This is a genomic window from Streptomyces sp. NPDC043867 (assembly GCF_056435845.1).
In genome coordinates this window covers 47127-68672 of record NZ_JBWKDS010000032.1, presented here as the reverse complement: position 1 = coordinate 68672, position 21546 = coordinate 47127, and the positions used below count along the sequence as shown (strand labels likewise).

General features: G+C 69.9%; 20 protein-coding genes and 1 pseudogene. 12 read left to right on the top strand and 9 right to left on the bottom strand.

Annotated features, from left to right (window positions below; translation table 11 throughout):
- Window positions 1–55: 55 nt before the first annotated feature.
- The gene (locus AC069T_RS27640) at window positions 56–1723 is read right to left on the bottom strand and encodes a fumarate hydratase (RefSeq protein WP_476752488.1); all 1668 of its coding nucleotides are present in this window, start codon (window positions 1721–1723) and stop codon (window positions 56–58) included.
- A gap of 197 nt (window positions 1724–1920) precedes the next feature.
- Here AC069T_RS27640 and AC069T_RS27635 point away from each other — a divergent pair, with 197 nt between their 5' ends.
- Together AC069T_RS27635 and AC069T_RS27630 are read left to right on the top strand one after the other, a co-directional pair.
- A complete protein-coding gene (locus AC069T_RS27635; RefSeq protein WP_478785312.1) occupies window positions 1921–2649 on the top strand; it encodes a DUF1707 SHOCT-like domain-containing protein in 729 nt (242 codons plus the stop codon).
- A gap of 207 nt (window positions 2650–2856) precedes the next feature.
- Window positions 2857–3234, top strand: a complete 378-nt coding sequence (locus AC069T_RS27630; protein ID WP_358850291.1) for a WhiB family transcriptional regulator — start codon at window positions 2857–2859, stop codon at window positions 3232–3234.
- A 113-nt stretch (window positions 3235–3347) separates the two neighbouring features.
- Here AC069T_RS27630 and glpX read toward each other — a convergent pair whose 3' ends face one another.
- Window positions 3348–4379, bottom strand: coding sequence for a class II fructose-bisphosphatase (gene glpX, locus AC069T_RS27625; RefSeq protein WP_476752486.1), 1032 nt, complete (start codon window positions 4377–4379; stop codon window positions 3348–3350).
- A 126-nt stretch (window positions 4380–4505) separates the two neighbouring features.
- On the opposite strand from glpX, the gene AC069T_RS27620 reads away from it, so the two are divergent.
- Window positions 4506–5024 (top strand): DUF4245 domain-containing protein, encoded by a 519-nt coding sequence (locus AC069T_RS27620; RefSeq protein ID WP_478785311.1) that lies wholly within the window; start codon window positions 4506–4508, stop codon window positions 5022–5024.
- A gap of 67 nt (window positions 5025–5091) precedes the next feature.
- Here the strand turns inward: AC069T_RS27620 and AC069T_RS27615 are convergent, their stop codons facing one another.
- From AC069T_RS27615 to AC069T_RS27600, 4 genes are all read right to left on the bottom strand, one after another.
- A complete protein-coding gene (locus AC069T_RS27615) occupies window positions 5092–5682 on the bottom strand; it encodes a malonic semialdehyde reductase (RefSeq protein WP_478785310.1) in 591 nt (196 codons plus the stop codon).
- A 265-nt stretch (window positions 5683–5947) separates the two neighbouring features.
- Window positions 5948–6181, bottom strand: coding sequence for an exodeoxyribonuclease VII small subunit (locus tag AC069T_RS27610; protein ID WP_476752484.1), 234 nt, complete (start codon window positions 6179–6181; stop codon window positions 5948–5950).
- 9 nt (window positions 6182–6190) lie between these two features.
- Window positions 6191–7399, bottom strand: a complete 1209-nt coding sequence (gene xseA, locus AC069T_RS27605; protein ID WP_478785309.1) for an exodeoxyribonuclease VII large subunit — start codon at window positions 7397–7399, stop codon at window positions 6191–6193.
- A 327-nt stretch (window positions 7400–7726) separates the two neighbouring features.
- Window positions 7727–9106, bottom strand: a complete 1380-nt coding sequence (locus AC069T_RS27600; RefSeq protein ID WP_478785308.1) for an APC family permease — start codon at window positions 9104–9106, stop codon at window positions 7727–7729.
- A gap of 96 nt (window positions 9107–9202) precedes the next feature.
- On the opposite strand from AC069T_RS27600, the gene AC069T_RS27595 reads away from it, so the two are divergent.
- Complete coding sequence (locus tag AC069T_RS27595) at window positions 9203–10207, top strand: 4-hydroxy-3-methylbut-2-enyl diphosphate reductase (protein ID WP_478785307.1); 1005 nt, start codon at window positions 9203–9205, stop codon at window positions 10205–10207.
- Window positions 10208–10269: 62 nt separating this feature from the next.
- Complete coding sequence (ppgK, locus tag AC069T_RS27590) at window positions 10270–11016, top strand: polyphosphate--glucose phosphotransferase (RefSeq protein WP_478785306.1); 747 nt, start codon at window positions 10270–10272, stop codon at window positions 11014–11016.
- Between the two features lie 182 nt (window positions 11017–11198).
- On the opposite strand, the gene AC069T_RS27585 is transcribed toward ppgK, so the two are convergent.
- The gene (locus AC069T_RS27585) at window positions 11199–11867 is read right to left on the bottom strand and encodes a DUF6542 domain-containing protein (protein ID WP_478785305.1); all 669 of its coding nucleotides are present in this window, start codon (window positions 11865–11867) and stop codon (window positions 11199–11201) included.
- A gap of 176 nt (window positions 11868–12043) precedes the next feature.
- Between AC069T_RS27585 and ychF the strand changes: the two genes are divergently transcribed.
- From ychF to AC069T_RS27570, 3 genes and pseudogenes are all read left to right on the top strand, one after another.
- On the top strand, window positions 12044–13132 hold the full coding sequence (gene ychF, locus AC069T_RS27580) for a redox-regulated ATPase YchF (RefSeq protein WP_358850281.1): 1089 nt from the start codon (window positions 12044–12046) through the stop codon (window positions 13130–13132).
- A 50-nt stretch (window positions 13133–13182) separates the two neighbouring features.
- A pseudogene (locus AC069T_RS27575) lies at window positions 13183–13800 on the top strand (DEAD/DEAH box helicase family protein); the annotation flags it as partial.
- A gap of 111 nt (window positions 13801–13911) precedes the next feature.
- Window positions 13912–15357, top strand: a complete 1446-nt coding sequence (locus tag AC069T_RS27570; RefSeq protein ID WP_478785345.1) for a type I restriction enzyme subunit R domain-containing protein — start codon at window positions 13912–13914, stop codon at window positions 15355–15357.
- Window positions 15358–15370: 13 nt separating this feature from the next.
- On the opposite strand, the gene AC069T_RS27565 is transcribed toward AC069T_RS27570, so the two are convergent.
- Both AC069T_RS27565 and AC069T_RS27560 read right to left on the bottom strand, forming a co-directional pair.
- On the bottom strand, window positions 15371–15778 hold the full coding sequence (locus AC069T_RS27565) for a PIN domain-containing protein (protein WP_478785304.1): 408 nt from the start codon (window positions 15776–15778) through the stop codon (window positions 15371–15373).
- A complete protein-coding gene (locus AC069T_RS27560) occupies window positions 15775–16050 on the bottom strand; it encodes a hypothetical protein (RefSeq protein WP_478785303.1) in 276 nt (91 codons plus the stop codon). Before AC069T_RS27560 ends, AC069T_RS27565 begins: the two co-directional genes overlap by 4 nt.
- A gap of 470 nt (window positions 16051–16520) precedes the next feature.
- On the opposite strand from AC069T_RS27560, the gene AC069T_RS27555 reads away from it, so the two are divergent.
- From AC069T_RS27555 to AC069T_RS27540, 4 genes are all read left to right on the top strand, one after another.
- Window positions 16521–17183: a hypothetical protein gene (locus AC069T_RS27555; protein ID WP_478785302.1), complete on the top strand. Its 663-nt coding sequence runs from the start codon at window positions 16521–16523 to the stop codon at window positions 17181–17183.
- 648 nt (window positions 17184–17831) lie between these two features.
- Window positions 17832–18083 (top strand): type II toxin-antitoxin system VapB family antitoxin, encoded by a 252-nt coding sequence (locus AC069T_RS27550; RefSeq protein WP_478785301.1) that lies wholly within the window; start codon window positions 17832–17834, stop codon window positions 18081–18083.
- Window positions 18080–18496, top strand: a complete 417-nt coding sequence (locus tag AC069T_RS27545; protein WP_478785300.1) for a PIN domain-containing protein — start codon at window positions 18080–18082, stop codon at window positions 18494–18496. Before AC069T_RS27550 ends, AC069T_RS27545 begins: the two co-directional genes overlap by 4 nt.
- Before the next feature lie 560 nt (window positions 18497–19056).
- Window positions 19057–21543 carry a DEAD/DEAH box helicase gene (locus tag AC069T_RS27540; protein WP_478785299.1) on the top strand — a complete coding sequence of 829 codons (2487 nt, stop codon included), beginning with the start codon at window positions 19057–19059 and terminating at the stop codon, window positions 21541–21543.
- The last annotated feature ends 3 nt before the right edge of the window (window positions 21544–21546 follow it).

The following is a 21546-nucleotide window of genomic DNA, read 5'->3' as shown; positions in this document are numbered from 1 at the left end:
AGGGACGGGGGATGTTCCCCCGCCGCCCCCATCCACCCGGACGGCCGGACAGGCTCTAGCCCAGCCCGGGACCCCGTACGGGGATCGACGTGAACGTCGGTGCCGGGGCGGGGTCCTTGAAGAAGTCGTTGCCCTTGTCGTCGACGACGACGAACGCCGGGAAGTCCTCGACCTCGATCTTCCAGACCGCCTCCATGCCGAGCTCCTCGTACTCGACGACCTCGACCTTCTTGATGCAGTCCTGCGCGAGCCGCGCCGCCGGCCCCCCGATCGACCCGAGATAGAAGCCGCCGTGCGCACCACACGCGTCGGTCACCTGCTGGGACCGGTTCCCCTTGGCGAGCATCACCCTGGAACCCCCCGCCGCCTGGAACTGCTCGACGTAGGAGTCCATCCGGCCGGCCGTGGTCGGGCCGAACGAGCCGGACGCGTAACCCTCGGGCGTCTTCGCCGGGCCCGCGTAGTACACCGGGTGGTCCTTCAGGTACTGCGGCATCTCCTCGCCCGCGTCCAGCCGCTCCTTGATCTTGGCGTGCGCGATGTCGCGCGCCACCACGAGCGGCCCGGAGAGCGAGAGCCGGGTCTTCACCGGGTGCTTGGTCAGCTCGGCGAGGATGTCGTCCATCGGCTGGTTGAGGTCGATCCGCACCACGTCGGACGCCTCGTCCAGGTGCTCGTCGGTGGTGTCCGGCAGGAACCGCGCCGGGTCCGTCTCCAGCTGCTCCAGGAAGACGCCCTCGGCGGTGATCTTCGCGACGGCCTGGCGGTCGGCGGAGCAGGACACCGCGATCGCGACCGGGCAGGACGCGCCGTGCCGGGGGAGGCGGACCACGCGCACGTCGTGGCAGAAGTACTTGCCGCCGAACTGCGCGCCGATCCCGATCCGCTGCGTCAGCTCGAAGACCTTCTCCTCCAGCTCCTTGTCCCGGAAGCCGTGGCCGAGCGGCGAGCCCTCGGCCGGGATCTCGTCCAGGTAGTGCGCGGAGGCGTACTTGGCGGTCTTGAGGGCGTACTCGGCGCTCGTGCCGCCGACGACGATCGCCAGGTGGTACGGCGGGCAGGCGGCCGTGCCGAGCGAACGGATCTTCTCCTCCAGGAACTTCATCATGGAGGACTCGTTCAGGACGGCCTTCGTCTCCTGGTAGAGGAACGACTTGTTGGCCGAGCCGCCGCCCTTCGCCATGAAGAGGAACTTGTAGGCGCCGCCGTCGGTCGCGTACAGCTCGATCTGGGCCGGCAGGTTCGAGCCGGTGTTCTTCTCGTCCCACATGGTCAGCGGGGCCATCTGCGAGTACCGCAGGTTGAGGTTCAGGTACGCGTCGTAGATGCCGCGGGAGAGGGCGGCCTCGTCGCCGCCCTCGGTCAGCACGTTCTGCCCGCGCTTGCCCATCACGATCGCCGTGCCGGTGTCCTGGCACATCGGGAGCACGCCCGCGGCGGCGATGTTCGCGTTCTTGAGCAGGTCGAGCGCGACGAACTTGTCGTTGCCCGACGCTTCCGGGTCGTCGATGATGCGGCGCAGCTGGGCCAGGTGGGCGGGCCGCAGGTAGTGCTGGATGTCGTGGATGGCCTCCGCGGCCAGCTTGCGCAGTGCCTCCGGCTCCACCTTGAGGAAGGTCCGCCCGTCGGCCTCGAAGGTGGAGACACCCTCGGAGGTCACCAGCCGGTAGGGGGTGGTGTCCTCTCCCATGGGGAGCAGATCGGTGTACGCGAACTCAGGCATGTCGCCCATTCCTCACTCGACAGACAGCGGCTGGCCTCCGTTGGCAGCGTCCACTAGCGTAGAACCTGGCGGAAGCGGCGGGCTTGTGAGGTAGGGCTCAGTTCGGGCGGCCGGACGGGTCGGGCTTGCCGCCGGAGTTTTCCACAGGCCGCGACAAGGGGTAGTCGCGATCTATCGCGTTTGGGTACGCTGCTGCCGTGGACCTTCACAAGAGCGCCGCCCCGACCGCCAGCACGCCCGACGCCCGGCCCGTGGCGCCGGCCGAGCTGCGCTGCTCCGATGCCGACCGCGACGGGATCACGGACATCCTGCGCGACGCCCTGGCCGAGGGCCGCCTCACCCCCGACGAGCACGCCGAGCGGGTCGAGGGGGTGCTGAGCGCCCGGACGGTGGGTGAGCTCGACGTGTTCGTGCGGGACCTGCCCGCCGCCCACCGGCGCCGCGCGGCCCCGGCCTACGCGCCCGCGCCGAACCGCCCCACCGAGGGCGCCATCCCCGTCGACGCCGACGAGAACGTGGTGGCGGTCTTCAGCACGGCCGTCCGCAAGGGCCGCTGGCGAGCAGGCCGCCGCATGCACGCGTACGCGATCTTCGGCAACGTCGAGATCGACCTCAGCGAGGCGGTCTTCGAGTACCAGCAGGTCGTGATCAAGGCCATCTCTGTCTTCGGCAACGTGGAGGTCCGCGTCCCGGAGAACGTGTCGCTGCGCGGCAGCGGCGGCGGCGTCCTCGGCAACTTCGAAGTGGCCACGCTGGACGCGGAGGACCCGGACGCCCCCGTGATCTACGTCGACGGGATGGCCGTCCTCGGCAATGTGGAGGCAAGAGCCAAGCGCGGCAAGGTCGTTGCCGACATCCTCGGCCGGGAGGCGGACCAGGTCGCGGGGCGGGTCGACCGCGGCGCGCGCAAGCACCTGGGGCACTGACGGGCATGGACGCCTGTGAAACCGGCGGTTTCCGGAGCGAATTGCTCAGGTGGCGCGGCCGGTCCGCGGCGGAGAAACTCCGCGCTTCGGAACGCAGTGCATAGGCGCGCGTACAGCGGGTAGGCCTTGCTGCATCGTCTCTCGAGGGCGCTGTGGGAAGGTCCGCGGCGCCCGGCACGCTCGCGAAGCCGTCGTCAGGAGTAGACCGTGCTGCAACCGCCGCATCAGTCCCTGCAGGTAGCTGCCGTTCCGGCCCAGCGGACGCCAGTGGGGGACAGGGATCAGGAAGCCCCGTGGCATACGGAGGCCGTCTGCCGGCGTGATGAGGCGGGCCTGTTCTTCGCACCCTCCAAGGAACCCACCGCGGCCCGGCTGTCCCGGGAGGAAGCGGCGAAGCGGGTCTGCGCCCGCTGTCCCGTCATGGTCGAGTGCCGGGAACACGCGCTGCTGCAACCGGAGCCCTACGGCGTGTGGGGCGGCCTCACCGCCGCCGAGCGCCGCGTGGTGCTCGCCCGGCGCCGCCGCAGGGACCTCGAACTGAAGAAGACCGCCCGCGCCTCGGGGGCGATAGCCGCCGCCGGCTGACCGGCGTCGCGCGACGCGCAAGGGGCGCCCTCCCCGCACGGAGGGCGCCCCTTACGCGTACGCACGGGCCGTCGTTCTCACGGCCCGGCGGGCCGGCGGCCCGGCCCGGACTGCTACTTGGCGCGGTCGAAGTCGATCGCGCTGTACGCACGCAGCTTGCTCAGCCGGTGCTCAGACGTGATCTGGCGGACCGTCCCGGACTTGGAGCGCATCACGATCGACTCGGTCGTGGCGGTCTCCGCGCGGTAGCGCACCCCGCGCAGCAGCTCGCCGTCCGTGATGCCGGTCGCGACGAAGAAGACGTTCTCGCCGGAGACCAGGTCGTCCGTGAGGAGGACGCGGTCGAGGTCGTGGCCCGCGCCGACGGCCCGCTCGCGCTCCTCGTCGTCCTTGGGCCACAGCTTGCCCTGGATGGTGCCGCCGAGGCACTTGACGGCGCAGGCCGAGATGATGCCCTCGGGCGTGCCGCCGATGCCGAGCAGCAGGTCGATGCCGGTGCCCTCGCGCAGCGCCAGGATCGAGCCCGCGACGTCGCCGTCGGAGATCAGCTTGATGCGGGCGCCGGTCTCCCGGATCTCCTTGATGATCCCGTCGTGGCGCGGCCGGTCCAGGATGACGACGGTGACGTCCTCGGGCGTGACCCGCTTGGCCTTGGCGACCCGGCGGATGTTCACGGACACGGGGGCGTTGATGTCGACGAAGTCGGCGGCCTCGGGGCCGGTGACCAGCTTGTCCATGTAGAAGACGGCGGACGGGTCGAACATGGTGCCGCGGTCGGCGGCGGCCAGCACCGCGATCGCGTTGGTCATGCCCTTCGCGGTCAGCGTGGTCCCGTCGATCGGGTCGACGGCGATGTCGCACTCGGCGCCGGTCCCGTCGCCCACGCGCTCCCCGTTGAAGAGCATCGGGGCTTCGTCCTTCTCCCCCTCGCCGATGACGACAACGCCGTTCATGGAGACGGTGGAGACGAGGGTCCGCATGGCTCGTACGGCGGCGCCGTCGGCGCCGTTCTTGTCACCGCGGCCGACCCAGCGGCCCGCGGCCATCGCGGCTGCTTCGGTGACCCGGACGAGTTCCAGGGCCAGGTTGCGGTCGGGGGCCTCGGACGGGACCTCGAGTTCGGACGGCAAGTGATGCTCGGTCATCGGAGCGCACCTTTCTGATACGACGACGGCCGGATGAGGGTGTGCCCCGACTCTATCGTCAGGCGGACAGAATGAGCAGGGGGCCCCACGGATGAGCAGGCCACTGCACCTGCGACGATAGGGGGCGTGGCAGGTATGAAAGGCAAGCAGACGGTCCGGGACATGATTCTGTCCCTGGGCTTCATCGGGCTGGTCGCGGGCTTCATCTACATCTTCATCCCGCACGACGACTCCGAGCCCCCGGTCAAGCGCGTCGACTACGCCGTCGAGCTGAGCACGGCCCGCCGCGCCGCGAGCTACCCGGTGGCGGCTCCGAAAGGTCTGGCGGCGGACTGGAAGGCGACGTCCGTGCGGTTCCGGGGCGACAGGTTCGACGCCTGGCACCTGGGCTACCGCGCCCCGGACGGCGAGTACGTGGCGGTGGAGCAGTCCACGCAGCGGCCGGCCGTCTTCATCGCCGACGCCAGTCAGGACGCCCGGGACACGTCGAGGACCCAGCGCATCGGCGACCGGACGTGGCAGCGCTACGAGGGCGTCAAGTACGACGCGCTCGTGCTGAAGGAGAAGGGCGCCACGACGGTGGTGACCGGCACGGCGTCGTTCGACCGGCTCGCCGAGATGGCCAGGGCCCTGCGGACTTCGTAACGCCTCCGAGAGCACGAGAAGGGCCCGCGGCGTGCTGCCGGGGGCCCTTCTGGCTGCTGCGCGGGGATCAGACGGTCGTGATGACCTCGTCCGGCGCCAGGCGCGGGGAGCGGGGGAACCAGGCGTCCTCGCCCGGCCTGCCGATGTTGACGATCATCAACGGGGTGTGGTCGCCGTCCAGGAACTCCTTCTGGACACCGGCGAAGTCGAAGCCGGTCATCGGGCCCGCGGCGAGACCGGCGGCGCGGACGCCGATGATGAAGTACGCGGCCTGGAGGGCGGCGTTGAGCGCGGCGGCACCCTCACGGGCCGGGCGCTCGGAGAAGAACGCGTCCTTGGCCTGCGGGAAGTGCGGGAAGAGCTGCGGCAGCTCCTCGTGGAACTCGTTGTCCGCGGCGAGGATCGCGACCAGCGGGGCGGAGGCCGTCTTCGGCCGGTTGCCCTCGGCCATGAGCGGGACCAGGCGCTCGCGGGCCTCGGCGGAGCGGACCAGGGTGATGCGCAGCGGCGACTGGTTGAAGGCGGTCGGGCCGTACTTGACCAGGTCGTAGATCGCCTGCACCTGCTCGTCGGTCACCGGCTCGTCGGTGAACGTGTTCGCGGTGCGGGCCTCGCGGAACAGCAGGTCCTGGGCGGCGGGGTCAAGGACGAGAGACATGGGGAGAACCTTCTCGAGACGTGCGTCCGATCCGGTGGACCGGCTTGCGGGAACGACAGTACGACCGAGAAGTTCAAAGTTCAACAAAAACGGGGCCGTCGTGATCTGCTTCACATCAGTGAGGTGATGCCGGGCCACTCTCCGAGGTGCGGGGGCCGCTTCCCGAGATGGCAGGGCAATCTCGGAGTGTCGGGGGCCGCTCCCTGCGATGTCAGGGCCACCCCCTGTGCTGTCGGGGCCGCTTCCCGAGGCGGTGCCGGGGCGACTACTCCCCGTCCGCCCCGTCCTCGCCGTCGCTCTCCTCCGCGAGGGCGGCGTCCAGGCGCGCCCGGGCCCCGTCCAGCCAGCGCCGGCACACCTTCGCCAGCTCCTCGCCCCGCTCCCAGAGCGCCAGGGACTCCTCCAGGGTCGTGCCGCCCGCCTCCAGGCGCCGGACGACCTCGATCAGTTCGTCCCGCGCCTGCTCGTACCCGAGAGCCTCGTCCACCTTGCTGGTCATGCGTCCACCCTATGCATCGACTCGTACCGTGAATTCACCCTCGGCGACCCGCGCCCGCAGCGGCTCGTCCGCCGCGACCTCGTCCGGCGCGCGGACCACATGACCGTCGGACTTCTGCAGCACCGCGTATCCCCGCTTGAGGGTGGCGGCGGGGGAGAGGGCCACCACGCGCGCGTGCGTGTGCGTCAGCTCGGAGTCCGCGCGGTCGAGCTGGTGCCCGAGACAGCGCCGGCCGCGGTCCAGCAGCGAGGCGACCTGGTCCGCCCGCTCGTCGACCATCCGGTGCGGGTCCTCTATCGAGGGCCGGGCCAGCGCGTGCGCGAGGCCGCGCTCCTCGCGGTCGACGAAGGACTGGACGGCACGCCGCGCCCGGTCGCGCAGGAACTGCACCCGCTCGTACTCCTCGCCGACGTCCGGGACGACCTTCTTCGCGGCGTCGGTCGGGGTGGACGCGCGCAGGTCGGCCACGTAGTCGAGGAGCGGGGTGTCGGGCTCGTGCCCGATCGCGGACACGACCGGCGTACGGCAGGACGCCACGGTCCGTACGAGCTGCTCGTCCGAGAAGGGCAGCAGGTCCTCCACGCTGCCGCCGCCGCGCGCCACGATGATCACGTCCACGTCGTCGCGCGCGTCCAGCTCCTTCACGGCCTGGACGACCTGGGGTACCGCGTGCACCCCCTGCACGGGGACGTTGCGGACCTCGAAACGGACGGCCGGCCAGCGGTGCCGCGCGTTCTCCAGCACGTCCCGCTCGGCCGCCGAGGCCCGCCCGCAGACGAGTCCGATCAGCTGCGGCAGGAACGGCAGGGCCTTCTTGCGTGCGGCCGCGAACAGCCCCTCGGCCGCCAGGGACTTCTTCAGCTGCTCCAGCCGGGCGAGCAGCTCGCCGACGCCCACCGGCCTGATCTCTGCGGCCCGCAGCGACAGCTGCCCCCGCGGCGCGTACCACTCGGGCTTGGCGAGGACGACCACGCGCGCGCCCTCGCTCACCACGTCGGCCACCGAGTCGAACACCTGTCGGTAGCAGGTGACGCCCACCGAGATGTCGTGCGACGGGTCGCGCAGCGTCAGGAAGACGACGCCCGCACCGGGGCGCCGTGACAGCTGGGTGATCTGCCCCTCGACCCACACCGCGCCGAGCCGGTCGATCCACCCCCCGATGAGCCGGGACACCTCACCGACGGGCAGCGGTGCGTCCGCGGACGTGTTCAGAGCCATGTGCCGAGCGTAACGGCCACCGATGACAACACCGCCCAGCCGGCCGCCCACCCCTCAACCCGCACCCGCAGCTGCCGCGCCCCCGCCCACCTGTCCGGGTCCTGCCGGTGTCCGCACCCGCAGTCGCCCTCCGGCGGGAGGGATCGTGCCGGTACATCAGATGCCTGTTGCAGGTCGGGCGAACATCCCACGGCACCCGCACGACGCAGGGTGCCGCCCGGCATGCAACGGGCGGATGTACCGGCACGTCCCCGCCCCACCTCCCGGAGATCAGGCGCCCCCGGAAGCGGACACCACAAACCCCGGAGCGCTCCGGCCCCGCCCGCCTCACCCGTCGGACGGAACCGCCCGCCCCCGCTGCCCCACCAGCACCCCCAGCCCGACCGCCAGCCAGACCGCCCCCACCACCTGCGCCGTCCGCGACGCCTCCACGATCACCGCGACGGTGATCGCGGCGCCGACGGCCGGCATCAGGACGTGCCGCCACCAGATGACCGGACCGCTGCCGCGCAGGGCGAACCAGCCCACCACGCTCGCGTGCAGCAGCGTGAAGGCGGTCAGCGCGCCGATGTCGACCACCGACACCAGGTGGTCGAGACCGTCGTCGCGCCGCGCCGCCCACACCGCGGCGACCAGCGTGATGACGGCCGCGCACAGCAGCGCCGCCCGCGGCACCCCGGCGTCCGTCCTCGACAGCGCCCGCGGCAGCCGCCGGTCGCGGGACATCGCGAACAGCAGCCGCCCGGCCGCCGCCTGCCCGGCGAGGGCCGCGAACGCCGCCCCGATCGCCTTGCTCACGGCCACCAGGTTGTGCAGCCAGCCGCCCACGGAGGAGTCCACCGCGTCGTAGAAGGCCGACCCCTGCCCGGCCGGGTCGGCGGCAAGCTCGGCGGACGACACCGGCTCCAGGAGCGCCACCAGATACGTCTGCGCCACGAAGAGCACACCCGCAAGCGCCAGACAGAACAGCACCGCCCTGGCCACCTTGTGCGAACCGCCCGTGACCTCCTCGGCGAAGGAGGCGATCGCGTCGAAGCCCAGATACGACAGGACCGCGACCGAGACGGCGCCGATGACCGCCGACAGCGCGAACGCCCCCTGCGAGCCGTCGCCGGACAGCGGGGACAGCCAGCCGCGCTCGGCCCCCTCGCGCGCGAGGACGACGACCGCGGAGACGACGAAGACGAGCAGGACCACGATCTCCATCGCGAGCACCAGGAAGCCCACCCGGGCCGCGATCCGTACGCCCCACAGGTTCAGCAGCGTCGTGAGGACGACGGCGAGCGCGGTCCACACCCACCGGGAGACGTCCGGGACCAGGGCGTTCATCGCGATCCCCGAGAACAGGTAGGCGACCGCCGGGATCAGCAGATAGTCCAGCATCGCCATCCAACCGGCGATGAACCCCGCCCCGCTGCCGAGACCCGCGCGCGCGTAGGCGAACACCGAACCCGCCTGCGGGACCACCCGCACCATCTGGGCGTAGCTGAACGCGGTGAACGCCATCGCGACCGTGGCGACGACGTACACCAGCGCGACCGCGCCGTGCGACCTCGCGTCCAGAGTGCCGAAGATGCCGACGGGCGCCATCGGGGCGATGAACAGCAGCCCGTAGACCACCAGGTCCCGGAAGCCCAGACTGCGCCGCAGCGCGCCGTCCCCACCGGCGTCACCCGCCGCGCCGGGCTTGGTCTGCGTGTCGGACATCCGTGCCTCCCGAGCGTCGCGGCGGCCCCGCCCCTCGCCGTTCGACCCCAGTCTCCCCAAGGAGGCGATCTTCGACCTGCCGGGCGCGGCCTTACGATGGTCTGCATGACCGCTTCGTCTGGCCGCCGTGTCCTGCTCGCCGCCCCCCGTGGCTACTGCGCGGGCGTGGACCGCGCCGTGATCGCCGTCGAGAAGGCCCTGGAGCAGTACGGGGCCCCCATCTACGTCCGGCACGAGATCGTGCACAACAAGTACGTGGTGCAGACCCTGGAGAAGAAGGGCGCCATCTTCGTCGAGCAGACGGCGGAGGTCCCCGAGGGGTCCATCGTGATGTTCTCGGCGCACGGCGTCGCCCCGGCCGTCCACGACGAGGCGGCGCGGGGCAAGCTCGCCACCATCGACGCGACCTGCCCGCTGGTCACCAAGGTCCACAAGGAAGCGGTCCGGTTCGCCGGTGACGACTTCGACATCCTGCTGATCGGACACGAGGGGCACGAGGAGGTCATCGGCACCTCCGGAGAGGCGCCCGACCACATCACCCTCGTCGACGGCCCCGAGGACGTAGCCAAGGTCGAGGTCCGCGACCCCTCCAAGGTCGTCTGGCTCTCCCAGACCACGCTCTCGGTCGACGAGACCATGGAGACCGTCGACGCGCTGAAGGAGAAGTTCCCGCAGCTCATCTCCCCGCCCAGCGACGACATCTGCTACGCCACGCAGAACCGTCAGCTCGCCGTGAAGCAGATGGGCGCCGAGGCCGAGCTGGTCATCGTGGTCGGCTCCCGCAACTCCTCCAACTCCAAGCGGCTCGTCGAGGTCGCCAAGCTCGCGGGCTCGCGCGAGGCGTACCTGGTGGACTTCGCCGACGAGATCGACGACGCCTGGCTGGACGGCGTCACGACCGTCGGCGTCACCTCGGGTGCCTCCGTCCCCGAGGTGCTGGTCGAGCAGGTCCTGGAGCGGCTCGCCGGCCACGGCTTCGAGGACGTCGAGCTCGTCAAGGCCGCCGAGGAGTCCATCACCTTCTCGCTGCCGAAGGAGCTGCGCCGCGACCTGCGCGCGGAGGCGGCGGCCCTGGTCGCGGAGCGCACCACGCGCACGTGAAGGTTCCCGGTGGATCACGGGGGCGCGGAGTGACTGTCAGTCGTACGACGTAACGTAGAGCCATGCAGATCTTCGGTGTGGACATCGGCGGGTCGGGGATCAAGGGTGCCCCGGTGGACCTCGACAAGGGTGAGCTGACCCAGGAGCGTCACAAGGTGCTGACCCCGCACCCGGCCACGCCCGACGCGGTGGCGGACGGCGTGAAGGAGGTCGTGGACCACTTCGGCTGGACCGGCCCCGTCGGCATCACCTTCCCGGGGGTGGTCACCGGCGGCTCCACGATCCGTACGGCCGCCAATGTGGACAAGCGCTGGATCGACACGGACGCCCGTGCCCTGCTCGGCGACCGGCTCGGCGGCCTCCCGGTGACCGTGCTGAACGACGCGGATGCCGCGGGAGTCGCCGAGATGCGCTTCGGCCAGGGCCGCGACCGCCGGGGCACGGTCATCATGCTCACCTTCGGCACGGGCATCGGCAGCGCCCTGTTCATCGACGGCGCCCTCGTGCCGAACACCGAGCTCGGCCACCTGGAGCTGCACGGCCACGACGCCGAGAAGCGCGCCTCCACCAAGGCGAAGGAGGACCACGACCTCAGCTGGGAGCACTGGGCGTCCCGCGTCCAGAAGTACCTGGCGCACGTCGAGATGCTGTTCTCGCCCGACCTGTTCATCATCGGCGGCGGGGTCAGCCGCAAGGCCCAGAAGTTCCTGCCGCTGATCGAGGACATCAAGGCGGAGATGCTCCCGGCGGCCCTGCAGAACAACGCGGGCATCGTCGGCGCGGCGATGCGGGCGGCCGAGCACGCGTAGCGGGCCCGCCGGGGGAGTGCCCTGGGCGGGCGGGCGGCGCGGTCGGCGCCGCCCGGGTGGCACGCGGGTGCTGTGCCGCCCCGCCGTGTCGGCTCCGCCGAGGCCGCCGCTGAGGAGCTGCTGTCACTCGATGACCGGGCCGGAGTTCGAGGAGTGCGGGGACCGCAGGGCGGTCCCCGCGGTCACGCGGTCGGGCGGCGGCGGGGCGGGGCCATCGCCGCTCGCGGGGGCTGGGAGCGGCGCTGGGCGGCCCGCCGTGTCATGAGGCGTGCCTTGCGCACGGTCGCGATGAGCCCCGCGACCAGTGTCCCGCCGTACAGCCAGCCCGCCTGCGTGGCGAGCGCGGTGACGAGCCCCATCAGATGCCCGCCGAAGCCCCCGCCCCCGTCGGCGACCGGCAGCAGCCCGAAGGCGAACGCGATCGGCACGACGACCGGCGCGGTGACGAGGTCACCCCGCCGCACCCACACGGCCGTCACCGCGCACACCGGCAGGAACAGCACGCCGTACACCGTCAGGGACGCCCCGAACAGCAACTGGTCGAGGCAGGCGAGCGCGAACATCAGCGCACCGCAGAACAGCCCGCTGCCGAGCCCGGTGAGCCGGGGGTTCGGCATCCGCCGTACCGCCTGCACCAGGGGGGACACGGGGCGGCGGGCGCCCGGGGCACCCCGCTGCACACCGTTTCCGCCCCGGGCGGCGGCCGCACCGCGCGGTACGGCGGCACCCCGCCCCGCGGACGGTGCCCGGCCGGGCCGGCCCGCGGCGATGCCGCCCCGCCCCGTCTGCGGGGGCAGGGGCGTGCCGCGTCGGGTTCTGGGCTGCGGGGGGCGCGTCCTGTGTTGCTCCACCGGACCAACTTAGGTCGTTTTATGTGTGGAATGGCTCCTGGGACACGCCGACAGGCAGACCTTGGCCATGCGTTCGATACGTCGCCGGTGCGAAGCCCCGCACGCCGTAGACTGGTGGATCGGCCCGCTCACCACGCAGGCCCTGCCGCCCATCCTCACGTACGGGAAGTCGCAACGTGTCGCTCACGATCGGAATCGTCGGTCTGCCCAATGTCGGCAAGTCGACCCTGTTCAACGCCCTGACCAAGAACGACGTGCTGGCGGCCAACTACCCGTTCGCCACGATCGAGCCGAACGTGGGCGTGGTCGGTGTCCCCGACCCCCGTCTCACGAAGCTGGCCGAGATCTTCGCCTCGCAGCGCGTCCTGCCGGCGACCGTCGACTTCGTCGATATCGCGGGCATCGTGAAGGGCGCCTCGGAGGGTGAGGGCCTGGGCAACAAGTTCCTCGCGAACATCCGTGAGTCCGACGCGATCTGCCAGGTCATCCGCGCCTTCAAGGACGAGAACGTCGTCCACGTCGACGGCAAGGTCTCGCCCAAGGACGACATCGAGACCATCAACACCGAGCTGATCCTCGCGGACCTCCAGACCATCGAGAAGGTCCTGCCGCGCCTCCAGAAGGAGTCGCGCATCAAGAAGGACGTCGCGCCGAAGGTCAAGGCGGTCGAGGAGGCCAAGGAGATCCTGGAGCGGGGCGACACGCTCTTCTCGGCGGGCATCGTCCAGGGCTCCGGCAACGAGGAACTCCTCCACGACCTGCACCTGCTGACCACCAAGCCGTTCCTCTACGTCTTCAACGTGGACGAGGACGAGCTGGTCGACGAGGACTTCAAGGCCGAGCAGCGCGCCCTGGTGGCCCCCGCCGAGGCGATCTTCCTGAACGCCAAGCTGGAGCAGGACCTCGCCGAGCTCGACGAGGAGGACGCGATGGAGCTCCTCCAGTCCGTCGGCGCGGAGGAGCCGGGCCTCACCACCCTGGCCCGCGTCGGCTTCGCCACCCTCGGCCTGCAGACCTACCTGACGGCCGGCCCGAAGGAATCCCGCGCCTGGACCATCAAGAAGGGCGCCACCGCCCCCGAGGCCGCGGGAGTCATCCACACGGACTTCCAGAAGGGCTTCATCAAGGCGGAAGTCATCTCCTTCCACGACCTCGTCGAGACCGGCTCGGTCGCCGAGGCCCGCGCCAAGGGCAAGGCACGCATGGAGGGCAAGGACTACGTGATGCAGGACGGCGACGTGGTGGAGTTCCGCTTCAACGTGTAGCGGGTGACGTATCGCCACGTCGCTGATCTGGCAAACATGCAGGGAAGACGAACACCATCGCCTGGACGGCCCACCGGCTGGCCCGGCTGCATGTCGATGATCGGAAGGTCTTCGACTCGGTCATCGTGGTCGTGGACCGTACTGTGCTCGACTCCCAGCTGCAGGATGCGATCCGGCAGATCGACGGCACCGGCAAGATCGTCGCGACGATCAGTCCCGAAGACGTCCGCAAGGCCGGTGCGAAGTCGAAGTCGGGTCTGCTGGCACAGGCGTTGAAGAACGGTGAGCTGATCATCGCGGTGACGGTGCAGACCTTCCCGCATGCGCTGGATGAGATGCGCACCGACGCCGGCCTGAAGGGCAAGCGGTTCGCCGTCATCGCCGATGAGGCACACTCCTCCCAGTCGGGCCAGATCTCCTCGAAGCTGAAGCAGGTGCTGACAGCCGAGGAGGTTAGGGAGATCGAGGAGGGCGGCGAGGTCGACGTGGAGTCGATCCTGGCCTCGGAGATGACCGAGCGGGCCGAGTCGGAGAACATCTCCTACTTCGCCTTCACTGCGACGCCGAAGAACAAGACCCTCGAACTCTTCGGCCGCAAGGGCGCCGACGGGAAGCCGCACGAGTTCCACCTGTACTCGATGAAGCAGGCGATCGAGGAGGGCTACATCCTCGACGTGCTCAAGGGCTATCAGTCCTACGACACCGCGTTGAAGATCGCCGGCAGGGCCGAGAGCGGTGACGGGGGAGAGGTCGAGGAGGCCGCCGCTCGCAAGGGTCTGATGCGGTGGGTGCAACTCCACCCGACGAACATCAGCCAGAAGGTGCAGATCATCGTCGAGCACTTCCACGCCAACGTCGCCTACCTCCTCGAAGGCAAGGCGAAGGCGATGGTGGTGACCGACTCGCGCAAGTCCGCGGTGAAGTACAAGCTGGCCATCGACGCCTACATCGCCAGGCGTCGCACCGAGGATGCCTCGTACAACTACCGCACCCTGGTCGCTTTTTCCGCCGGGGTGACGATGGCCGAGGACGAGACCTGGCACAGCGACTGGGGCCCGCAGCCGTCGAAGGATGACGAGTTCACCGAGGCCAACATGAACCCCGGCGCCGGGGCTGATCTGGCGGCCGCATTCAAGGGCGATACGTACAAGATCATGCTGGTCGCCAACAAGTTCCAGACCGGCTTCGACCAGCCCCTGCTCTCGGCGATGTACGTCGACAAGAAGCTGTCGGGGGTCACCGCGGTGCAGACGCTCTCGCGGCTCAACCGCACCCACCGCACCGCTGGTGGGGAGCAGAAGCGCAAGACGTTCGTCATCGACTTCGCCAATAAGCCCGAGGACATCAAGGCGGCCTTCGAGCCGTTCTTCAAGAACGCGACCCTGGAGACCGAGACCGATCCGTACGTCGTCGTCCACCTGGCTGCCAAGCTCGCCCAGGCCGGGATCTACACCGAGGGCGACGTCCGCAAGGTCGCCGAGCTGTGGGTGACGCGGAAGGGTAACAACGCGCTCTCGGCGGCGATCGGCCCGGCGCAGCACGACTTCCGGCGCCGCTACGCGCGGGCGATCGAGGAAGAGGACAAGGTCGCCCTCAACGCGCTCGACCTTTTCCGCAAGGATGTCTCCACCTACATACGCCTCTATGACTTCATGTCCCAGATCGTCGACTACGGCGACCCCTACATGGAGATGCTCTCGATCTTCCTGCGCCTGCTGGAGAAAGTCATCGCCGAGTCCGCTTGGGCGGCCGACATCGACCTCTCCGACGTGGTGCTGGTCGGGGTCAAGCACAACAAGGCGATCCCGGTCGACATCTCACTCGTCGGCGATGGGCAACTGAAGGGCATCAGTGCCGCCGGCACGGGAGCGAAGAAGGATCCGAAGTACGTTGCGCTCCAGGTCGTCATAGACAAGATGAACGACCTCTTCGGCGCCGAATCGTTCGCCGAGTCCCAGGTCAGGGAGTTCGTACAGGGGCTCGTCCAGCGGTTGCTTGCCGACCCGAACCTGATCAAGCAGACCCAGGTGAACTCCAGAAAGCAGTTCGTGGAGTCGCAGGACTTCCAAGCAGCCGTTACGGAGGCGGTTGCAGACAACCAGGACGCCCACAACACGATGGCTGACTACTTCTTCACCGACGGGCCGGCTATCAACTCGATCATCGTCGCCCTCGCGGACGCCTTCTACGAAGCAGCGGTCGATCAGCAGGTGGATTCCACCTGAGTGGACGCCGAGGTCAGACGTCCTTGATCTGTACGCGGTCGCCGCACAGTTTCGACCAGTCGTCGCGGTCCGAAGTCAGCACAAGGACGGGTGCCGGGGAGCGGAGCGCCATCGCGGCGACGAGGGCATCGATGGCGTACTTGTGGCCGTGCAGGCCACCGGCGTCGCTCAGCAGCTGCACCGCGGTGAGACTGTCCGCCTGGGTGACGTCTTGGACTTGAAGCCTGGAGAGCATCCAACGCAGCCGGGCGGTATCTGTCTTCCCGTAGACGGCCTCCACCACCGTCAGGGCCGACACGAGGACGGGCACGCCTACGCGCCGTGCGGCCTCGATCCGGGTGACCATCTGGCGGTCGTTGCGCAGGAGCAGCGACAGTGCCTGGGAGTCCAGAACCAGGGACCTGGCCGCGGGTGTCTTCATGCGGCGCTGTCGCCGGACGCGTACGGCGCCGGTGCGTCACCGAACAGTTCGCGTTGCGCGGCCTGGACTTCGACCTCGCTCAACGGTTCGTGCTCGGCTTCGTAGGCGGCCACGATCTCGGCGAGGCCGTCCATCGCCAGTTGGTGCCGGACCGCCGCTGTCACGTACGCGGACACGCCGCGCTTGCCTGTGCGCGTGCGCAGAGCACCGAGGAGTTCCGAGGGCATCGAGACGGAGATGTTCTCCGTGCCTCCGGGGCGGGGTGACTTCATGACGTCAGTCTAGTACAGGAACTATTACATCGGGTGGAATGCTGCGCAGCCCGCATCTGGCGGCGTGGTCTCGGCGCCATTGGATCTTCTTGTACTTTGTCGCGGCTCCCGTGCTGGGATGGTGCTGGGATGCGCCTGCATTTCCGCAGGTCAGAGCCTTGTGGTGGAGTTCCGCTTCAACGTGTAGCGGGTGACGTGTCACCACGTCGCTGATCTGGCAAACATGCAGGTCAAATTGGGTCCGGCTCTTCGGAGTCGGGCTCTTAGTTTTTCCCGTGCTGGGATAGCTGTGGGATCGTGCTGGGATGCCGGTGGGCTGCCCGCGCTGGGATGAACCTGGCGTACAGCTCAGCTCTTCTGTGTCTACAGCCATCTGGGCGGGGCGTTCCCGCCAGTTCCGGAGTGGTCATGATCCAGCACTGAACACGTGGAATGCTTGCTGATCTGAACCGGTGTGAAGGGGGCTACGCATGCTCGAAGAGCCGAGCGAACCGTTGGGCGGAGTGGATGAGGGGATATACATCCCCGCGCGCACTGAGGAGAACTTCTCCAGTAGACACTCACGCATCGAGTTCATTTCCTTCGAGCACCGAGTCGCGTCTCTCGCCTGGCTAAGCGGCAAGATCGAGAACAACGTCGACCTTGAACTGTCGGAGTTGCGGGCGATAGGTGCGGCTGGAACGCACAGGGTCAAGGGTTGGGAGGGCGAGTCCGATGAGGCGCTCGATGAGTCGGTGTTCATGCTGGACTCGGACATCCGGCAGATCAGTGCTGGAGTGATCATCGTGGCTGCTGTTGCCGCGCTTGAGTCCCTCATGAATCAGATCTTGGACCAGCCCGGCGACGAGGCTCTACACCGGGCCGGCCTGACGCGAAAGGCTCGTGAGTTCGCTATCCGGTGGTCGGAGGCTTTGGACCCCGCAGCCCTTGAAGAGGATGTGGTCTGGCTTCGGAAACGACGCAACTCCTTCGCGCACCGGTTGATCGATGACGTTGACGTCCAGTGGCGAGGGAACGTTCCGGACTGGGACTTCGATGGCGAGGCGGCGGACGAAGCCCTGGTAAGGGTCGGGCAGATCGCGTCGATGCTGGAGGAGGGCTGGGAACAGCAGCTGCTCAGTGCTGGGAGGTGACCTGCCCTTGTCCTAGGTCGTCCCGCTCCTGGGACCACACCGCCCATGCCTTGGGTGCGCCTCGGCCTTTCCCTAGGCTGGTGAGCCTCAACCTCGCGCAGTCACCCTGCCCAACACTTCCGACCTCCTGGCCGACGAGGCTGAAGGCGTCGCGTCTGAGGCACTCCGAGGCTGTATCGGTGAAGGTCGTTGCGCCTCTGGCGGGCGGTGCACTGGCCGCGCTGGGGTGCTCAGAATCGTCTGGTAGGGCGAGTGCTGTTAACGGGTGCCACCTTGAGCTTCTGAACGAGCCGTGCGTGAGTCGTTAGTTCCGCCCCATTGTCTGCGCTCTCTACGCGCGACAGCCTAGAGAGAGAACTGCAAGGCTGAGGCGAACGCTAGGTACTGGGACGGTGAGGCGGCGATCTTCCGCGTCCTCATCGCTCACTCCGCTGAGGCCCCGGCGATACGGCTGCCCCACGAGTCCAGCTGCCGCAGTAACGGATGTGGCCCTTCGGTGCCTTCTGTCGTACCAGGTTGCCCATGGGGCCGGCGACAACGTCGCTGCGGCCCCCGATCCAGGTGCTCTGGGCATCCAAGCATGCCGATGTCATTTGTGGCTTAGAATTGATATCATTGTTCGGTCGTTGGGCTGTGGAGGGATGACTGATGGCCAGGACTGTGATCGATCTGGACGAGGAGATCGTCGAGCAGGCGATGCGGGTATACGGGGTGAAGACGAAGGCCGCCGCAGTGCGGGCGGCCATGGAGGAGGGGGTGAGGCTGCGGCTGCGCCGGGAGCTGTTCGATGCCATTGACGAGGGTGAGTTCGAGGACGCGTTCGCGGAAATCCGGGCGAAGACGGGGCCGCGGAATCCGGACGGCTCGCTGAAGCGCGAAGGCGGGGCTTCGGCGGCGTGAAGGAGCGTTACCTCATCGACAAGTCGGCGCTGGCCCGCCGAGGTAAACCGGCAGTGCGGGCGCGGCTGGATGTGCTGGACCGCGATGGGCTCCTGGCAGTGTGCGCCCCGACCGAGTACGAGGTTCTGTACTCGGCGCGGGCAAAGCCCGAAGCGCTGCGGCTGCGCACCCTGCTCCGTGGCTTCGACTACCTGCCCTGCAACGACGAAGAGTTCGAGCGGGCGCTTGAGATCCAAGCCCTGGCCCTGAACGTTGGCTTTCACCGGGCGCTGTCGTTGGCCGATGTCCTCATCGCGGCAACTGCCGAGCGGCACCGAGCCACGGTCCTGCACTACGACGGCGACTTCGACATGATTGCTTCGGTGAGCGGGCTGCAAGCCGAGTGGGTCGTGGAGCCAGGCACCGCCGACTAAGCGGGGAACGTGCATCGGAAGCCACGGGGGTTGGGTAGCGTTCTCGGTGTCGATTTTTTTGTACTTTGTCGAGACCCCGTGCTGTGATGGTGCTGGGATGCGCCCACATAACCGCAGGTCGGACTGGTTGTGGTGGAGCTCCGCTTCAACGTGTAGTCATGCACATGCTGTGCGCTAGTCGTTGAGTCAAGCGTGCAGGTCAGGAGGGGGCGGACTTGGTCGAGTCCGGCCCCTTCGTCGTCACCGTGCTGGATGGGTGCTGGATATTCTGACGTGGGATCAGAGGCATCCAGGTCTCGTAGCCGGTGGACCGGTGTCCCACGTGAACGACCCAGACCACCAGCTCTCCTCGGCCTCCCTGGCTCCGCTCCGGCCCCCGGGCCTCTGTCGGCACCCGCGTCGGCCCCCGGCCTCCCGCTGTCGGCACCCGCTCCGGACCCCGGCCTCCCGCTGTCGGCACCCCGCCCCCGCGCCCCGATGTCGTCCCCGCTGTCAGTCCTCCGTGGAAGACTGCGCGGATCCGGGCGGGCAGCGCAGGCGGCGAGCACACGAGGGGCGTCATGGCGGGTGGCGGCGGGACGGCGGGCGGGGCTTCCGCGGTGCCGGGCGCGGGCGGTACGCGGGAGCGGGCCGGGGGGCCGCGGCCGGAGGAACCACCCGTGGGGCGCAGGGCCCGGGACCTGCTCGCGGAGGGCGGGCGGCTGTACGACGCCGCCCGCACCGTCCTCGCCGACCACACCCGCGCACGGGAAGCCGTACGGGCGGCGCTGGAGCCGCTCCGGGCCGAACTCGTCGCCGGCGAGCTGGAGTCCATCCCCGTCTCCCGGCTCAAGGACGTCACCGAGGGCCGGCTGCGGCTCGCGGCGATCGAGGCGGCCGGCCTCGGCTCGGTCCGGGCGGTGCACGAGGCGAGCCGCTACGAACTGCGGCAGATCCCCGGAGTCGGCGCCCAGACCGCCGACCAGGCGCTCGCCGCCGCCCGCCAGATCGCCCGGGCGGTCGAGGAGACCGTCTCCGTGCGCATCGACGTGGACCGTCCCGAGCCGCGGACCGCCGCTCTCGTCGTCGCGCTGCGCAGGCTCGTCGAGGCCGGCCCGGAGCTGCGGCGCGCCGTGGACGCCGCCGGGCGGCTGGACGAGCGGCTCGGCGCACTGCTGCCCGCGGCCCGCCCGGCCGCCGGGCGGCTGCGCATGGCGCTCGCCGGACGCCACGGGCGCGAGAGCGCGACCGCGGCGATGACCGAGCTGCGCGAGCTGACGGCCGACGCGAGGGCACGCGGCCTGCGGCTGCTGCTCGCCCAGGCCTCCGCGGACCTGCTGCGCGAACCGGCCTCCGACATCGAGGCGTGGGTCGACTTCGAGCTGCGCTCCGCCGACTACTACAGCCAGCTCGCCGAGGTGTCGGACCAGGCACCCGACGTCGCGGCCGCCGAGGGTTTCCTGCCGTCGGAGGTCGCCGAACGGGTGCACGCGCAGGCGCTCGACGACACCCACCTCCGGGTGTCGTTGCGCGGCTACCAGTCCTTCGGTGCCCGTTTCGCGCTGGCCCAGCGCCGGGTCGTGCTCGGTGACGAGATGGGGCTCGGCAAGACGGTGCAGGCCATCGCCGCGCTGGCCCACCTCGCGACGGAGGGGCACAGCCACTTCCTGGTGGTGTGCCCCGCGAGCGTGCTGATCAACTGGACGCGCGAGATCCGCTCCCGCAGCACCCTGCGGGCCCTGCCGGTGCACGGCCCCGACCGGCAGGACGCGTACGCCGAGTGGTGCGAGCGCGGCGGGGTCGCGGTCACCACCTTCGACGTCCTGCACACCCTGCCCCGGCCGGACGCCGCGGCGAAGACCACGGTCCCGGCCCCCGGCGGCCCGCGACCGGTCCCGGCCCACGGCGGACCTCGACGGATCCCGGCTCCCGGCAGAGCGCGGCGCACCACGAAACCCGACGCGGCGCGGGCCACGGCGCCCGGTGCCACGCGGCCGGCCACGGCACCGGGCGCGGCGCAGGCGATCACGGCACCCGGCGCGGCGCAGGCGACCACGGCCGCCGACGCGGCGCCCGCGGCCCCCGTACCCGGCGCCCGGCCCGGCCTGCTCGTCGTCGACGAGGCGCACTACGTGAAGAATCCGGAAACCCGCCGGGCCAGAGCAGTGGCCGTCTGGACCGCGCACTGCGACCGGGTCCTGTTCCTGACGGGCACGCCGATGGAGAACCGGGTCGGGGAGTTCCGCAGCCTCGTGCGCCATCTCCGTCCCGAGCTGGTGCCCGGGATCCACGGCAGCGACGCGGTCGCGGGCCCGCACGCGTTCCGCAGGTCGGTCGCCCCCGCCTACCTCCGCCGCAACCAGCAGGACGTCCTCACTGAACTGCCCGCGCTCGTGGAGGTCGACGAGTGGGAGGAGTTCGGCGCGGCGGACCAGGACGCCTACCGCAGGGCGGTCGAGGCGGGGAACTTCATGGCGATGCGCCGGGCCGCCTACGCCGACGCGGAGCAGTCCGCCAAGCTGCAGCGGCTGCGCGAGCTGGTGACGGAGGCGGCGGAGAACGGACTGAAGGTGGTCGTGTTCTCGTACTTCCGGGACGTGCTCGGCACCGTGCACGAGGCCCTCGGCGAGCGCGTGTTCGGGCCGATCTCCGGATCGGTGCCCGCCGCCCGCCGCCAGCTTCTGGTCGACGCGTTCGCGGCGGCCGACGGGCACGCGGTGCTGCTCTGCCAGATCGAGGCGGGCGGCGTCGGCCTCAACCTCCAGGCGGCGTCCGTGGTGATCCTCTGCGAGCCGCAGGTCAAGCCGACCCTGGAGCACCAGGCCGTGGCCCGCGCCCACCGCATGGGCCAGGTCCGCACGGTCCAGGTGCACCGCCTCCTCGCCGCGGACAGCGTGGACGAGCGGCTGTTGGAGATCCTGAAGAACAAGGACCGGCTGTTCGACGCCTACGCGCGCCGCAGCGACGTGGCGGAGGCGACCCCGGACGCGGTCGACGTGTCGGACGGCCGGCTCGCCCGCCGTCTCGTGGAGGAGGAGCAGCTGCGGCTGGCCGCCACCCGCACCTGACGC